Source organism: Luteibacter anthropi, from assembly GCF_023699965.1.
Taxonomy (GTDB): domain Bacteria; phylum Pseudomonadota; class Gammaproteobacteria; order Xanthomonadales; family Rhodanobacteraceae; genus Luteibacter; species Luteibacter anthropi.
The window spans coordinates 4,651,970-4,667,515 of record NZ_CP077072.1 but is presented as its reverse complement, the minus strand read 5'-3'; the positions used below and the strand labels follow the sequence as shown (position 1 = coordinate 4,667,515).

20 protein-coding genes are annotated in these 15,546 nt (G+C 65.2%); 19 read left to right on the top strand and 1 reads right to left on the bottom strand.

What is annotated here, in order from left to right:
• Positions 1–55: 55 nt before the first annotated feature.
• From lepB to recO, 5 genes are all read left to right on the top strand, one after another.
• Entirely contained in the window at positions 56–958 is a 903-nt protein-coding gene (lepB, locus tag KR767_RS19860) for a signal peptidase I (protein ID WP_166948767.1), read from the top strand.
• A gap of 137 nt (positions 959–1,095) precedes the next feature.
• Positions 1,096–1,470 carry a DUF4845 domain-containing protein gene (locus KR767_RS19855; protein WP_166948768.1) on the top strand — a complete coding sequence of 125 codons (375 nt, stop codon included), beginning with the start codon at positions 1,096–1,098 and terminating at the stop codon, positions 1,468–1,470.
• Between the two features lie 9 nt (positions 1,471–1,479).
• Positions 1,480–2,136: a ribonuclease III gene (gene rnc / locus KR767_RS19850; protein ID WP_166948769.1), complete on the top strand. Its 657-nt coding sequence runs from the start codon at positions 1,480–1,482 to the stop codon at positions 2,134–2,136.
• Positions 2,133–3,059: a GTPase Era gene (gene era, locus KR767_RS19845; protein WP_166948771.1), complete on the top strand. Its 927-nt coding sequence runs from the start codon at positions 2,133–2,135 to the stop codon at positions 3,057–3,059. Before rnc ends, era begins: the two co-directional genes overlap by 4 nt.
• A 15-nt stretch (positions 3,060–3,074) precedes the next feature.
• The gene (gene recO / locus KR767_RS19840; protein ID WP_166948772.1) at positions 3,075–3,767 is read left to right on the top strand and encodes a DNA repair protein RecO; all 693 of its coding nucleotides are present in this window, start codon (positions 3,075–3,077) and stop codon (positions 3,765–3,767) included.
• 3 nt (positions 3,768–3,770) lie between these two features.
• Here recO and KR767_RS19835 read toward each other — a convergent pair whose 3' ends face one another.
• Positions 3,771–4,481, bottom strand: coding sequence for a response regulator (locus tag KR767_RS19835; protein WP_250877538.1), 711 nt, complete (start codon positions 4,479–4,481; stop codon positions 3,771–3,773).
• An 84-nt stretch (positions 4,482–4,565) separates the two neighbouring features.
• Between KR767_RS19835 and KR767_RS19830 the strand changes: the two genes are divergently transcribed.
• From KR767_RS19830 to KR767_RS19765, 14 genes are all read left to right on the top strand, one after another.
• Entirely contained in the window at positions 4,566–6,593 is a 2,028-nt protein-coding gene (locus KR767_RS19830; RefSeq protein ID WP_250877537.1) for a hypothetical protein, read from the top strand.
• A gap of 126 nt (positions 6,594–6,719) precedes the next feature.
• Positions 6,720–7,316 (top strand): YdbL family probable chaperone protein, encoded by a 597-nt coding sequence (locus KR767_RS19825; RefSeq protein WP_166948778.1) that lies wholly within the window; start codon positions 6,720–6,722, stop codon positions 7,314–7,316.
• 90 nt (positions 7,317–7,406) lie between these two features.
• Positions 7,407–8,708 (top strand): 23S rRNA (uracil(1939)-C(5))-methyltransferase RlmD, encoded by a 1,302-nt coding sequence (gene rlmD, locus KR767_RS19820; RefSeq protein ID WP_250877536.1) that lies wholly within the window; start codon positions 7,407–7,409, stop codon positions 8,706–8,708.
• A gap of 11 nt (positions 8,709–8,719) precedes the next feature.
• The gene (locus KR767_RS19815; RefSeq protein ID WP_166948781.1) at positions 8,720–9,241 is read left to right on the top strand and encodes a CYTH domain-containing protein; all 522 of its coding nucleotides are present in this window, start codon (positions 8,720–8,722) and stop codon (positions 9,239–9,241) included.
• Positions 9,235–10,236 (top strand): beta-N-acetylhexosaminidase, encoded by a 1,002-nt coding sequence (gene nagZ / locus KR767_RS19810; protein WP_250877535.1) that lies wholly within the window; start codon positions 9,235–9,237, stop codon positions 10,234–10,236. Before KR767_RS19815 ends, nagZ begins: the two co-directional genes overlap by 7 nt.
• Positions 10,237–10,241: 5 nt before the next feature.
• Positions 10,242–10,790, top strand: a complete 549-nt coding sequence (locus tag KR767_RS19805; protein ID WP_250877534.1) for a hypoxanthine-guanine phosphoribosyltransferase — start codon at positions 10,242–10,244, stop codon at positions 10,788–10,790.
• Positions 10,791–10,794: 4 nt separating this feature from the next.
• Complete coding sequence (locus tag KR767_RS19800; RefSeq protein WP_166948786.1) at positions 10,795–11,544, top strand: S-methyl-5'-thioinosine phosphorylase; 750 nt, start codon at positions 10,795–10,797, stop codon at positions 11,542–11,544.
• Positions 11,545–11,676: 132 nt separating this feature from the next.
• Entirely contained in the window at positions 11,677–11,883 is a 207-nt protein-coding gene (locus KR767_RS19795) for a cold-shock protein (protein WP_045829421.1), read from the top strand.
• Positions 11,884–12,107: 224 nt separating this feature from the next.
• On the top strand, positions 12,108–12,530 hold the full coding sequence (locus KR767_RS19790) for a PilV family protein (protein WP_166948788.1): 423 nt from the start codon (positions 12,108–12,110) through the stop codon (positions 12,528–12,530).
• Positions 12,503–12,940, top strand: a complete 438-nt coding sequence (locus KR767_RS19785; protein WP_250877533.1) for a PulJ/GspJ family protein — start codon at positions 12,503–12,505, stop codon at positions 12,938–12,940. Before KR767_RS19790 ends, KR767_RS19785 begins: the two co-directional genes overlap by 28 nt.
• Positions 12,937–13,221, top strand: coding sequence for a hypothetical protein (locus KR767_RS19780; protein WP_250877532.1), 285 nt, complete (start codon positions 12,937–12,939; stop codon positions 13,219–13,221). The genes KR767_RS19785 and KR767_RS19780 overlap by 4 nt, the downstream gene beginning before the upstream one ends.
• Positions 13,160–14,188: a glycosylasparaginase gene (locus KR767_RS19775; protein WP_250877531.1), complete on the top strand. Its 1,029-nt coding sequence runs from the start codon at positions 13,160–13,162 to the stop codon at positions 14,186–14,188. The genes KR767_RS19780 and KR767_RS19775 overlap by 62 nt, the downstream gene beginning before the upstream one ends.
• Positions 14,189–14,190: 2 nt before the next feature.
• Positions 14,191–14,910, top strand: a complete 720-nt coding sequence (locus KR767_RS19770) for a copper homeostasis protein CutC (RefSeq protein WP_250877530.1) — start codon at positions 14,191–14,193, stop codon at positions 14,908–14,910.
• Positions 14,911–14,923: 13 nt separating this feature from the next.
• A complete protein-coding gene (locus tag KR767_RS19765; RefSeq protein WP_166948798.1) occupies positions 14,924–15,430 on the top strand; it encodes a molybdopterin-dependent oxidoreductase in 507 nt (168 codons plus the stop codon).
• Positions 15,431–15,546 lie beyond the last annotated feature (116 nt).

Here is a 15,546-nt window from a genome sequence, read left to right as displayed (position 1 = left end):
GCCGGATGCGCCGGAATGGGCCTGAAGGCCCCTCGATACGACTGACGGAGATGGCATGGCGGCATTCGATTTTTCGGCGATCCTGCTCGGGCTGACGGTCCTTTTCGGACTGATCTGGCTGTTCGATCGCCTTTTCCTGGTGAAGGGCCGCCGCGCCCGTGCCGAGGCCTCCGGCGAGGAGCAGCCCGAGCCGTGGCCGGTCGACTGGGCGCGTTCGCTGTTTCCGGTGATCTTCGTGGTGCTGCTGCTGCGCTCCTTCGTTGCCGAGCCTTTTCGCATCCCGTCCGGCTCCATGATGCCCACGCTGGATGTCGGCGATTTCATCCTGGTGAACAAGTTCACCTACGGCCTGCGCATGCCGGCCTTCAACAACAAGCTGGTGGAAAACGGTGAACCCCGCCGCGGCGATGTGGTGGTGTTCCGTTTCCCGGGCTACCTCTGCAAGGACGAGCAGGGCAACACCATCCGTGGTGGTGATGTCACCTGCCAGAACCCGCATGCCCCCGTGCCCAGCGAAAACTGGATCAAGCGCGTCATCGGCCTGCCGGGCGACCGCATCGAAACCCGGGGCAGCGATCTTTACATCAACGGCGAGCGCATCGGCGCCGACGAGCTGGGGCCGTACAAGGGCAACATGAACGAGCCCGAAGACCGTCTGCTGATGACCTACGGCTCCAAGCTCTACACCGAGCACCTGGGCAGCGTGAACCACACCATCGCCCTGACGCCGGCCTACACGACGCCCATGGACATCCCGAACGCCGTGGTGCCCTCGGAAGTGCCCAAGGGCTGCTACATCGTGATGGGCGACAACCGGATGAACAGCACGGACAGCCGCTGGTGGGGCTGCATGCCGGAGCAGAACCTGGTGGGCAAGGCCTTCTTCGTCTGGCTGGCGTGGCGCGGCCCGGGCAACGGCTGGCTCGATTTCGGCAAGATGGGCCGGGTCATCCACTGACGAACGCCAAGGCCGGTGTCACGCCGGCCGGCGTCCCGCGGCACGCCGGGACGCGGTAATCTCCGCAGCGGGGCGCCTGGCGCCCCGCGTGCATTATCAGCATCACAGGGGCCCACCACGGGCGGGGAACACGAGACATGAAGACCAGGCAATCGGGCATCACCCTCATCGGCTTCCTGCTGCTGCTAGTCGTCCTTGGTTTCTTTGCCTACATGGGCATGAAGCTGGTGCCGGCCTACACCGAGTTCTTCGGCGTGAAGAAGGCCATGTCCCAGCTCGCATCCGATGGCAATACCTCGGACATCAACGAAGTGCGCCGCAACCTGGCCTTCAAGATGAACTTCCAGTACGTGGACGACGCCACGATCCAGCCGAAGGACATCACCATCGATCGCCAGAACAATGCCAGCGTCCTGCGCATTTCCTACGACAAGCGCGTGCATTTCCTCTACAACATCGACTTCCTCCTGCACTTCGAAAACGCGGTGCCGTTGAGAAACAGCCAGGCGTAACGAGTCATCGTGGAGTTTCCGCATCATTTCCGTAATCCCTCCCTCGCGGACCTCGCGCTGACCCATCGCAGCGCGGGCAGGCCGAACAACGAGAGGCTGGAATTCCTTGGCGACGCGCTGCTAGGCGCGACGGTCGCCGAACTGTTGTACGACGCGCATCCCAACGCCAGCGAAGGCGAGCTGTCCCGGCTTCGCTCGCAGCTGGTCAATGGCCAGGCACTGGCCGTCGTCGCCCGCGAGCTTGAGCTGGGCGACCGGCTGAAGCTGGGCCCGGGCGAACTGAAAAGCGGCGGCTTTCGTCGCGAATCGATTCTCGCCGACGCGTTCGAGGCGCTGATCGCCGCCGTCTATCTCGACGACGGCTACGACGCCTGCCAGCAGGTGGTGCGCCGGTTGTTCACGCCGCGCATCGCCGAACTCAAGCGCTCCAGCAAGGACGCCAAGACGCGTCTGCAGGAGTGGTTGCAGGGCAAGGGCCTGCCCTTGCCCGTCTACGAACTCATCGACAGCTACGGCGAAGATCACGCCAAGACCTTCGACGTCAGCTGCTCCATCGACGAGCCCACGGCGATCCGCGTGGAGGGCAGGGCGGGAAGCCGCCGTGCCGCCGAGCAGGAGGCCGCCGACGCCGTGTTGCGTCGTCTACAGGAAACACCGAAGTCATGAACGAAACCGAACACCCCGAAGGCGAAGCCGCCACCGATTTCCGTTGTGGTTATGTCGCCCTCGCGGGGCGGCCCAACGTTGGCAAGTCCACCCTGCTCAACGCCCTCATCGGCGTGCGCCTGAGCATTGTCAGCCACCGTCCGCAGACCACGCGTCACCGCATCCTGGGCATCTCGACCAAGCCCGAGGGGCAGATCCTCTACGTCGATACGCCGGGCATGCACCGTGGTGCCAAGCGCGCCATGAACCGCAGCATCAACCGCACGGCGCGGGCGGCCATCACGGAAGTCGACCTGGCCGTGCAGGTGATCGAGGCCGGTCGCTGGACGGACGAAGATGCCGCGATGTATGCCGCCCTCAGCGAGCAGAAGGACCTGCCGAAGCTGCTGGCGATCAACAAGGTCGACCTGCAGAAAGACAAGACGATCATGCTGCCCTTCGTCGCCGACCTGATGCAGAAGCATCCGTTCGACGAGGTTTATTACGTCAGTGCGCTGAAGTCCAAGGGTCTGGACGGCCTGGAAAAGGGCATCCTCAAGCGCCTGCCCCAGCAACCGGCCGTCTACGGCGAAGATGAAATCACCGACCGCAGCGAGCGTTTCCTTGCAGCGGAGCTGGTGCGCGAGCAGCTGATGGTGCGCCTGGACCAGGAGCTTCCGTACGCCACCACGGTGGAAATCGAGCAATTCCAGGATCGTCCCGACGGCATCGCCGAGGTGCACGCGGTGATCTGGGTCGAGCGCGACGGCCAGAAGGCGATCGTGATCGGTGACGGCGGTGCCCAGCTCAAGGCCATCGGCACGTCGGCCCGTAAAGCGATGGAGCATCTCTTCGAGCGCAAGGTCTTCCTCAAGCTCTGGGTGAAGGTGCGCGAAGGCTGGGCCGACGACGAGAACCTCCTGAAGCGTTTCGGTTACGAGTGAGCCTGGACGGCCGGCATGCGCGTCGAACGAGAACCTGCCTTCGTCCTGCATGCGCGGCCCTATCGCGAAACCTCGCTGCTGGTCGAATGCCTGAGTTGCTATCACGGCAGGCTGGGCGTGGTTGCACGAGGTGTCCGCCGGGAGCGCGCGCAAGTGCAGCGTGCGCAGCTGGAGCCCTTCCAGCGGCTTGAACTCGACCTCATGCTCAAGGGAGAGCTGGCCACCTTGCGTGGCGCGGAACCGGTGGGCCCGGTCCAGCGGCTCTCCGGTGATGCGGGCATGGCGGGCCTCTATCTCAATGAGCTGGTCGTGAGGCTCACGGGGCGGCAGGATCCCAATCCGGAGCTGTTTGGCCTGTACGAGCGCACACTTGCCCGGATGGCCGGGGGTGAGCCGCTGGCCTGGACACTGCGTCGCTTCGAGCGCGACATGCTCGATTCGCTGGGTTATGCGTTGCAGCTCGATATCGATGCAGCCACTGGCGAGCCGCTCGATCCGACGCGTGGCTATTACTACGATCCGGAGGCCGGCGCGACGCCGGGGCGTGCCGGTGATCCGCATGCGATACGCGGAGGCGACCTGCTGGCGCTCGCCAGCGATACCTCTCCCGATACGGCCGGCCTGGCATCGTTGCGTCGCATGATGCGCCAGGTCATTTCGTTTCACCTGGGGGGCGGTGAGCTGAAAGCCTGGCGCGTATTGCGCTGAATATCAGGCAGAAGCCAGTTCCAGGGCGGTCATGGTCGCCTTCAGCTCAGTCCGGAACATGGTCATGGCTTCGCCCCGGGTCTCGGGATGTGTCTCGATATGCGTCTGCAGCAGGCGTACCTGTTGATTCAGGCGCGTAGCGCCACAGAAGCCACAGCCGGAACGCAGCCGATGCAGGCGGTCGAGCAAGGCGTCAGGAGGCAGTGCCTCGATCTCGCCATCGAGCTGGGCCAGTTCCTGCCGGAACAGGCCGCGAAGGGCATGCATGGTGCGGGCATCGCCCGTCGCCTGGATGGCCTCGTTGTCATCGAGTCTTTTTGCATCGGCATCGGCGACGGTGTTCATCGCGGAAGCCAGCACCTGGCCCAACGTGGCGACCCGGCAAGGCTTCTCAAGGATGCCGGCAAAACCAGCGGCGAGCAGGGCCTGCCTTTGCGCAGGAGCGATTTCGGCGCTGGTGGCGAATGCGACGGCCTGGCGGGATGCCGCATGGGCGTGCGCCCGCAGGCTGGACAGGACTTCAATGGCCCCCGCACCCGGCATCCGGCAGTCGAGCAGCAGGATGTCGAAACGCTCCCGGATGGCGCTCTCCAGTGCATCCCGGCCATCCACCGCCGGTATCGTCGTGTAGCCGAGCATCTTCAGGGCCGCAGTCAGGAACTCGCGCGTGGACGCGTCGTCATCGGCTACCAGGACCTTGCGCGAAGCTGTCATGACGGGAGGTGGGGATCGCTCTGAAGCAGGATTCAGCATTCAACATTCCATGTCGTTCATCAGGATTTGGCAGAATGGACGAGCATGCTTCCGGTATCAACCCGCTCATGGTTCATTTTCGCCCTTGCCTGGTGCCTCGTCGCCTGGCCGGCGCTGGCGTGTGCGGGTCTTTCGGTAGGGGCCGACAGCCTTGATCTGCCCGGGCTGAGCATCAGCGGGTTGAAGGCTGACCTTGCCCCGGGTGATGCGGGCAAGGGGGTGTCGGTGAATCTGTCCGCCGTCCGCACCGACCTGCCGGCCATGGGCTGGAAGAAACTCGGCATGGGCCTCGATGGCAGCCTCGATCGCGATGAACTGGGGCGCTGGGTATTCGATGGGCGGATTCGCCTCAAGGGTGCCCAGGGGGGTGCCCTCAGTGATGCCTCGGTACGCATCGTGGCCGATGAGGCGGCCAATACGCTTGAAGTAGTCATCCGCCAGGACAAGGCGAACGCCCAGCTGGCGTTGCCCATGGACCAGCCGACGCACGCCCAGATCACCCTGAAGGGCCTGCCCGTGGGCTGGTTGCAGGGGCTGGTCTCCACGGTGTGGGCCGGCAAGCTCACCACGGGCAAGGTCGACGCCGACCTTGCGCTTGATCTTCTCGGCGAGGGCATCCAGGCCGGCGGGCAGTTCGCCCTGGATGGCGTGGGGTTCGAGGGGCCGGGCGGCCGGCTTGCGGGTGCGAAGCTCTCCGGTAGCGGAAGGCTCGGCATCGACAACCAGCCAGCCGGGACGACGATCGATCTGGACAGCGCCCTGAAGGGGGGCGAACTGTTGCTGGGGCCCCTGTACGCAGCGCTGCCCGCCCATGTCGTCCAGCTTTCCCTCTCGGCTCGTTCGCAGAAGGGCGCGGTTGCCTTGCAGCGCCTGCGGGTGACCGATCCCGATGCCCTGCAACTGGAGGGCGAACTCAGTTTCGATGCGAAGGGCGATATGGACCGCCTCACCATCGATCGCTTCGCCGCGCGTTTCCCCTCCGCCTACGATCGTTACGGCAAGGGGTTGCTGCGAAATTTCGGACTCGACAACGTGCGTGCAGCCGGTGATCTGTCCGGCAGCTTCGACATGGAGCACGCAACACCTGCGGCCTTTACCTTGCAGACAGGTGGCCTGGACCTGTCCTTTGCGGACGGCCGGCTGGGCATCACCGGCCTGCGTGGCGCCCTCGACTGGAGCGCCACCGAGGACCGCCCGGCGACCCGGCTGGGCTGGCGCTCGTTGCAGATGCTGAAAATTCCCAACGGCGCCGCCGAAGCCGGCTGGCGCAGCAAGGGCGGCGTTCTTTCGCTCGAGAAGCCCTTTGCCATTCCCGTGCTCGATGGTCAGCTGCGGGTGCTCGGGCTTGGCTGGAAGCCCGCGGCGGCCAGCGGCGAGCGTCTGCAGACGTCCCTGGCGCTTACCCAGATCGACATGGCGGCCTTCTGCCGGGCGCTGGGCTGGCCCGAGTTCAAGGGCACGCTGGGCGGCGCCATTCCCAGCCTGCGCTACGTCGACGATCGCATGGAGCTGGGCGGCGGTCTCTCCGTCAACGTGTTCGGCGGCTTCGTGGACATCACCGGCATGACGGTCTCCAAACCCTTCAGCGACGTCCCGGTACTCACGGGCGACATCGCCCTGCGCCAGCTCGACCTCGGCCTGCTTACGTCCGTGTTCGACTTCGGCAGCATCACCGGCCACATGAGCGGCGCCATCGACGACCTGCGCCTGGTGGCCTGGAAGCCGGTGGCGTTCAAGGCGAACCTGCTCGCCGACGAAGGCGGCCGGATCAGCCAGAAGGCGGTCAACAACCTCACCTCGGTCGGCGGCGGTGGTATCGCCGGCGGACTCCAGGGCACGGTGCTGAAGATCTTCAAGACCTTCGGCTACCGGCGTATCGGCCTGTCGTGCACCCTGAAGGGCGACCTGTGCAGCATGGGCGGCCTGGGCCCGACGAAGGATGGCTACACTATCGTCGAAGGCAGCGGCCTGCCGCGCCTCACGGTGCTCGGCCACCAGCGCGACGTCGACTGGCCCACCCTCGTGCGCCGCCTCCAGGCCGCCACCGAAGGCGGCGCCCCCGTCGTCCGCTAACGCCCGTTGTAGGAGCGCGCCTGCGCGCGACCGGGATAAGAGGCAAGCCACAATAAACCCTACACACGACCAGGCTAAGCTCCCCAACGGTTGCCCGGACGCCACCTCGAAAAGACCCAAACACCCATGCGCAAACTACTGACCTCCCTCATAGTCATGGCCGCCATCGCCCTCGTCGGTTGCGTCACGATCAACGTCTACTTCCCCGAGGCCGCCGCGCAGAAGGCCGCCGACCAGTTCATCGGCAACGTGCTCGACGACAGCGGCGTGGCCCGTCCGGCCGGTGGTTCATCCACGGCCCCGGCCAGGCCGGCCAGCGGCAAGCAGCCCTCGGCGGCCGTCCTCGACCTGCTTATCCCGGCCGCCTATGCCGCTGAATCGCCGGACATCCAGGTGCGCAGTCCTGAAACCGACGCCATCCGCGAGCGCATGAAGAACCGCTTCGGCGGCGCGCTGAAGGGCCTGTTCGACAGCGGTGCGGTCGGTTTCACGGCCGACGGCCTGGTCGCCGCTCGCGACCCGGGCGCCATCCCGCTCGACCAGCGTTCGCTCGTCGACCAGGAGAACGCCGATCGCAACGCCCTGTATGCCGCGATCGCAAAGGCCAACGGCCATCCGGAGTGGGAAGGGCAGATCCGCAAGACCTTCGCCGACGGCTGGGTCCAGCGCGCGCCCTCGGGCTGGTATTATCGGGATGCCTCCGGCGCCTGGAAGCGCAAGTAGGCATTCGCCAGGAACGCCCGCCACCGTCGCTCGCGTGGCGCGTCCTCCCAGCCAGCCCGGACTCGTTCCGGGCTTTCAGTTTTTGAGCGCATGACCGAATTCGAAGCCACCATCACCGACCTCAGCCACGACGGCAGGGGTGTCGCCCGCATCGACAACAAGGCCACCTTCGTCTCCGGCGCCCTGCCGGGCGAGCGGGTGCTGCTGAAGTACCGCAAGCGCCACCGCAAGTACGACGATGCCGAGATCGTATCCGTCATCGAGCCCTCGCCGGATCGCGTCGAGCCGAAATGCCGTCACTTCGGCCAGTGCAGTGGCTGCTCGTTGCAGCACATGGCACCGGCCGCGCAGATCGCGTCCAAGCAGCACGTGCTGGCCGAAAACTTCGAGCGCATCGGCAAGGTGGCTCCTGAGGCATGGCTGCCGCCGCTCACCGACGAACCCTGGGCCTACCGTCGCAAGGGCCGTTTCTCGGTGCGCTTCGTCACGAAGAAGGGGCGCGTGCTGGTGGGCTTCCGCGAGGAGTCCAACCCGGCCTTTGTCGCCGACATCGAGCAGTGCGAGGTGATCCACCCGGCCATTGGTCCGAAGGTGGGCCTGCTTGCCTCGGTGATCCAGACGCTCGACGTGGCCCGCGACATTCCCCAGGTGGAATTCGCGGCGGGTGACGACACGGTGGCCCTGGTCTTCCGCCATCTCTCGCCGATGTCCGACAGTGACAAGGACAAGCTCACGGTCTTCGCCAAAGAGCATGGTTTCGCCATCTACCTCCAGCCCGGCAATCACAGCAGCGTGTATCCGCTGTGGCCGGAGTCGCCGCGCCTTGCCTTCGCGATTCCCGCCGACAACGTCGAGCTGGAATTCCTGCCGCTCGACTTCGTGCAGGTCAATGCCGGCATGAACCAGCGGATGCTGGCGCGCACGCTGGAGCTGCTCGACCTGCGCCCGGAACACCGCGTGCTCGACCTATTCTGCGGCCTGGGCAACTTTACGTTGCCCATCGCCCGGCACGTGGCGGAAGTGGTGGGCGTGGAAGGTGAGCATGGCCTCGTCGAACGCGCGGCCGCCAATGCGGCGCGCAACGGCATCGCGAACGCCTCGTTCCGGGTTGCCAACCTCTTCGAGGACCAGCGCAAGGAGCCGTGGGCAGGCGAGAAGTGGGACCGCATCCTGCTCGATCCGCCACGTGCCGGTGCCGATAAAGTGTTCGAATACCTTCCGCGCAAGGGCACCGACCGTATCGTCTACGTATCGTGCCATCCGGGCTCGCTGGCCCGGGATGCTGGCATTCTTGTCGAGAAGCATGGCTTCCGGCTGGTCAGTGCCGGTGTGATGGACATGTTCCCGCACACCGCGCACGTCGAATCGATCGCGCTGTTCGAACGGCGCTGAAGGCTTAGGGCATGGGTATCGAGATCGAGCGAAAATTCCTGCTGGCCGGCGATGGCTGGCGTGCCTATATCGAACGCAGCGAGTCCATTGCGCAGGGTTATCTCGTGACCGGCGCGGCGATTGCGGCAGGGCACGCACGCAGCTCAGTCCGCGTACGACGTTCCGGTGACAAGGCCTGGCTCAACATCAAGTCGGCCACGCTCGGCATCGAGCGACAGGAATACGAATACCCCATTCCCCTGGACGACGCCCTGCAGATTCTTTCGGGGCTGTGCGACGGCGTGCTGGAAAAGCACCGTCATCATGTCATGGTCGATGGCGCACACTTCGAGATCGACGAATTCCACGGTGCCAACGAAGGCCTCGTGGTCGCGGAAATCGAACTGCCCGCGGTCGATGCGGCGTATCCCCGTCCCGGCTGGCTGGGCAGGGAGGTCAGCGACCAGGTGCGCTACTACAACGTCAATCTCATCGAGCGGCCGTATGCGAGCTGGACGGCTGCCGAGCGCGAGGGTGAGGACACCGCATGCTGATCATCGGTCTGTCGGGTACGCGGCTTGAAGCGCATGAGCATGCCCAGCTCACGGCGCACGGCGTTTCCGGCGTCATTCTTTTCTCGCGCAATTTTGAATCGCGCGAACAGGTCGCGGCGCTGACGGAGTCCATCCGGGAAGTCGCCGGCGACGACTTCCTCATCTGCGTGGATCAGGAGGGCGGCCGCGTGCAGCGTTTCCGCGAGGGATTCACCCGGCTGCCGCCGTTGCGCGCGCTGGGCAAGCTCTACGATCGTGACGCCCACGAAGCGGTGGATCGCGCGGAAGAGCATGCCTGGATCATGGCCAGCGAATTGCGCGCCGTGGGCGTGGATTTCAGTTTTGCCCCTGTCGCCGATATCGATCGCGGCAGCAAGGCCATCGGCGACCGTGCCTTCCACGCCGATCCGGTGATTACGGCGGAACTGGTGCAGGCCTATGTGCGCGGCATGCATCTGGGCGGCATGGCGGCAGTGCTGAAGCATTTCCCTGGTCACGGCTCGGTGGCAGAGGATACTCATCTTTCCGTGGCCGTCGATCCGCGCAGCAAGGACGACATCCTCGCCACCGACCTGCTGCCCTTCGTCGCTGGCATCGAAGCCCGTGCCGAGGCCGTCATGGCCGCACATGTGAAGTACACCGCCATTGATGACCAGCCGGCGGGATATTCCCACGTCTGGATCGACGACATCCTGCGTGGTGAACTGGGTTTCCGTGGCTGCGTGTTCGGCGACGATATCAGCATGGCCGCCGCCGGCAGCGTCGGCGGAGTTGCAGCGAGGGTGAACGCCAACCTCGATGCGGGCTGCGATCTCGTGCTCGCCTGTTTCCCCGACGTGGTCGACGAAGCCATCGCCGCCGTCGCCCATCGCCCCCTGTCGCCCAGCGACCGCATCGCCCCCCTGCGTGGCGCGATCGGTTCGACCTGGGCGGGTCTCATTGCCAATCCCCAACGCGACCGCTTCATTGCCCGCGTGACCGTCCTGGAGTCCTGAGCACCATGTCCGCATCCGCTTCGCTCGAGCACGCGCTCGCCCATTCCGATGTGCTGTTCACCCGCGAACAGCTCGACACCGAAATCGCCCGCATGGGCGGTGAGATCGATACGGCGCTGGCCGGCGAGCGTCCGGTGTTCCTTACCGTGATGCATGGCGCACTGATCTTCGCCAGCCAGCTCGCGCTGTCGATCCGCACCGACCTCGAATTCGATTACGTCCACGCCACCCGCTATCGCGGTGCCACGCGTGGCGCCGACCTGCACTGGTTGCGTCGTCCGGAAGTGCCCCTGAAGGATCGCACCGTGCTGCTCGTGGACGACATCCTCGACGAAGGCCACACGCTGAAGTCCGTTCGTGATGCCTGCCTGGACATGGGCGCAAAGCGCGTGCTGCTCGCCGTGCTCTGCACCAAGCTGCACGACCGTCGCGCCGAGGGCATCGAAGCCGACTTCAACGGCGTGGACCTGCCGGACCGCTATGTTTTCGGCTACGGCATGGATTATCACGAGCAGGCCCGCAACCTGCCTGCCATCCACGCACTGAAGGACTGACCCGATGAGCATCGATCTCGCCGTCATCGGTGGCAGCGGCCTCTATGCTTTCGAGGGGCTGGAAAACACCGAACGCCATAGCGTGGATACCCCGTTCGGTCCGGCATCCGGAGACATCGTCCTGGGCGATTTCCGTGGCAGGCGCCTGGCCTTCCTGGCACGTCATGGCGAAAGCCACACCGTGCCGCCGCACCGCGTCAATTACCGTGCGAACCTGTGGGCACTTCACTCGCTGGGCGCGCGCCGGGTGGTGGCGGTGAATGCCGTCGGCGGCATCCGCGACGACATGGGCCCGCGTGTGCTCGTGGTGCCCGACCAGGTCATCGACTACACCCACGGCCGCTACACGAGCTTCAACGACGTGGAAGGCGCTGAAGTGCGTCACATCGACTTCAGCGAGCCGTACACCGAAAGCCTGCGCCAGGCGATCCTCGCCGCCGCGAAGGCCGAGGGGCTGGCCATCATCGATGGCGGCGTCCATGGTGTCACCCAGGGGCCACGCCTGGAGACCCGTGCCGAGATCGCCCGCATGAAGCGCGACGGCTGCGACCTGGTCGGCATGACCGGCATGCCCGAGGCTGTCCTCGCCCGCGAGCTGGATATCGAATTCGCCTGCCTCGCACTGGTCGCCAACTTCGCCGCCGGTGCCGGGGACGAAGCGGAAATCAGCATCGAGGAGATCTTTGCCCACCTCAAGGCAGCCACCGCGAACGTCGCCCCGATCCTCGGCCGGATGCTCGCCGACGCCGGATAGGGAAAGAATCGTAGTTGCGCTTTTATCTGAAACATGTTGATACTTGCCTGCGCCGCGGGGGCAGGCCAAGGGAATCCATGGGGTAGCCTCGCCTTTCCGGGTGCTTCCAGTCCATGTCCAGAGGTTTCCGCAATGCGTTTCGGTACGGTCAAGTGGTTCAACGATGCCAAGGGTTTCGGTTTCATCGCGCCCGAGGACGGTGGGGAGGACGTGTTCGTCCACTTTTCTGCGATCAATTCGAAGGGGTTTCGTAGCCTTCAGGAAGGCCAGCGCGTGAAGTTCGAAGTGACGACGGGCCCGAAGGGTGCCCAGGCGTCGGGCGTCGAAGTGGCGGCCTGATCCCGCCTCCATCGATGCCATGAAAACCCCGCGCACCGCGCGGGGTTTTTTTTGCTCCCTTGTAGGAGCGCGCCTTGCGCGCGACCGGTTATCGCGACAACCCGGTCGATATCAGGTGCCGTGCTGCCGATAACCGGCCGCGCGCAAGGCGCGCTCCTACAGATCACATCTGGCATCGGGCAGCACCGATAGCCGTGCGGCGGCTACGGCGGCATCGTTACCCGATGCGCCAGCCCGCCGGTTCCTCCCTCGTCGAATGCCTCGTCGCCCTGGCCGTACTCGCCATCGGCTCGGCATGCCACGCCACCTGGGTCGGCCACTCCCTCGCGGTGCATGCCCGGGCTTCCCGTTCGTTGGCCGCAACCACGCTGGCCGCGACACTCGCCGAACGCATGCGCCGTAATCCGCAGGCGTGGGAACAAGGCATTTATACAAAAGCGGCAAGTTCGCCGGCATGCCTCTCGACATGCCATCCGCACTCACTCGCCGCGGACGATCTCGCGGCATTTCAACGTGACCTGGGCGCCCACATGGGGCGTGCAGCCGAAGGACATGTCGAGTGCGGCACGGCAACGGATTGCATCATCCGGATTACATGGAAGGGCAGGGAGGAACTGGCATGGCCCGTCACCTTGCCAGGGGCATGACCCTCGTTGAACTGCTTGCGGGGCTCGTAGTGGCGTCGCTGGTGGCCGCGATTGCGCTGACTGCGTTGGTGTCGGCAGGGCGTTTCCAAAGGCAGGTACTTGCATCGCGGCGCAGCGAAGACACCGCATGGCTGGTGCTCGGGGCCATCGTGGCCGACTGTCGTCGCGAGGGGCCATGCGCAGGTCGCTGGGAGGTCGTTCGTGGGAACACATTGCGATATGCCCCGAACGGCCATCCGCAACCTTTTGCAGAAGGCATCGCTTCCCTCGGATTCATCGCCGACATCACCACGCCCGATGGTGTAACGCGCGCGCCCCTGGCTGCCGCATGCAAAGACGTATCCACCGTGACGATACGTCTCACCATGCATGACGGCCGCCGTTTCGAACGTGCTCTGGCATGCCCATGAAACGATGCCGAGGTGCCATCCTGCTTTATGTCCTGGCCATACTCACGCTCATGGCCATGCTGGGTGCCTTCATGGCCCGCGACGCCACGGCACGCCTCATGACGGCCCAGGCCTATCGCAGGGAAATCCTGGAGCGTGACAGGGAAGGTGGTCAGCCACGACGTACCCATGCGACCATCGGCGACGGCGCGGCAGGCGCGTCGTCGAACGGGGTGATTCATGGATCGCAGGCGTTTCCTCCAGGGCGCGACCCTCGCGTCCGGCGTGGCACTGGGCGCTGACGCGCTCGCTCGGGTGGACCTGAAACCGAAGGCCACCGGAGGTGCCGGGATGAAGCCCCGCGTCTGCTCCACCTGGGATTTCGGCGTGGCCGCGAACCAGGCCGCCTGGAAGGTGCTGGCCGATGGCGGCCGTGCACTCGATGCGGTGGAGCAGGGCGTGCGGGTACCCGAGGCAGATCTGCGCAACCACAGCGTGGGGCGCGCGGGATATCCCGATCGCGACGGCAAGGTCACGCTCGACGCCAGCATCATGGACGAGCAGGGCAACTGCGGTGCCGTGGCTGCCATCGAACACATTGCCCATCCCATTTCGGTCGCTCGTCGCGTCATGGAGCGCACGCCCCACGTGCTGCTCGTGGGCGATGGCGCCTTGCAGTTCGCGGTGGAACAAGGCTTTCCCCGCGAGGAACTGCTCACGCCGGAATCCGAGCAGGCCTGGCACGAATGGCTGAAGACGGCGAAGTACAAGCCAGTGGCCAACAGTGAAGTGAAGACCTACAACGCCGGCCCGGGCGGCACGCCCGGCGATGCCAGCAACCACGACACCATCGGCATGCTTGCCATCGACGCGCACGGCAATCTGTCCGGTGCGTGCACCACGAGCGGCATGGCATGGAAACTCCACGGTCGCGTCGGCGACAGCCCGATCATCGGTGCCGGCCTTTACGTCGATAACGAAGTAGGTGCCGCTACCTCCACGGGCGTGGGCGAGGAAGTCATCCGCAACGTCGGCAGTTTCCTCGTCGTCGAGCTGATGCGCCAGGGGCGCTCGCCGGAGGATGCCTGCCGCGAAGCCGTGGAACGTATCCTGCGTCGCAAACCGGGTGCCAGGGATATCCAGGTTGGCTTCCTTGCCATGGACAAGAAGGGCAACGTTGGCGCGTGGGCCATCCAGAAGGGCTTCTCCTATGCGGTCTGCGATGCAACAAAGCAGGACGCACTCATCCCGGGCAAGAGCACGTACTGATCATGGGTCTGCTTGAAGTTGCCGCCAATTCGGTGACCTCCGCGTTCGCTGCTCAGGAGGGTGGCGCACATCGCGTGGAACTGTGTGCCAGCCTGGACGAAGGCGGGATCACACCGTCACACGGCACGATTCGCCTTGCGCGCGAAGGCCTGCGCATACCGCTCTATGTGTTGATCCGCCCGAGATCGGGCGATTTTCTCTACGAGAACGACGAAGTCGAAGCGATGATCGATGACATCGAGCATTGCCGCAAACTGGGTTGTGCCGGCGTCGTGGTGGGCGCGCTGACCGCCGAAGGCGAAATCGATGTCGATACCTGCGAGCGTTTCATCGAAGCCGCGGGCCCGATGGGCGTGACCTTCCACCGGGCCTTCGATCTGCTGCCGGATCGTAGCGAGGCACTGGAGACGGTGATCCACCTGGGTTTCGAACGCGTGCTGACCTCCGGCGGCATGTCCAGTGCGGTTGCCGGTGCGGGCCCGCTTGCCCGGCTCGTTGCGCAGGCGGCGCACCGTATCGTGGTCATGCCCGGCGCGGGCATCGATCCGGAAAACATCGTGGCGTTGCGTGAAACGACGCGGGCACGCGAATTCCACGCATCGGCAAAGCGCCGGCTGCCCTCCGCGATGCGTCGCGTACCGGCGGATACGCTGGGCATGGGCGGTGGCGAAACCCGTACGGACGTGGCAACGGTGCGTGCGCTGGTCAAAGCGCTGGCCTGACGAGGATCAAAGAATGAAGCAACGAATCGTACTGGGCTGCGCGCTCGTCGCGGCCATCATGCTGGCACCACGCGCCTACGCCGCCGATAGCATTCGCTACATCGTGCCAGGCAAGCCCCCGGTCACGCTGGATGCGGCCGCTCTGGCAAAACTGCCTCATGCGAGTGCGCATGTCGGTGCCCATGGCGATACGCCCAGTACCTGGGACGGCATTGCCCTTATCGACCTGCTCCGGGAGCAGGGCGCCCCGGTGGACAAGGCGTTGCGTGGCGCGGCACTCGCGAAATTCGTACGAGTGACGGCAAGCGACGGTTACCAGGTGATCTTTACCCTCGGCGAACTCGACGCCGACCTGGGCGCGGAAAAGGTCCTGTTGGTCAATCGCCGCGACGGTCACCCCCTCGACAGCATGGATGGCCCGTTCCGCATCATCGTGCCGGTGGACGTCCGCCCCGCGCGCTGGATCCACAACGTAACCACCATCGAACTAGTAGACGGCTCCTCCCGCACATCCATGTAGGAGCGCGCCTGCGCGCGACCATCTGAAACGTAATGCTCTGTAGCGAAGCAAAGCCGCCCCTACCGAAGGTGTGGGGGCTGATCGCCTCGGCGATGTAGCGCTCCGTAGGAACGCAG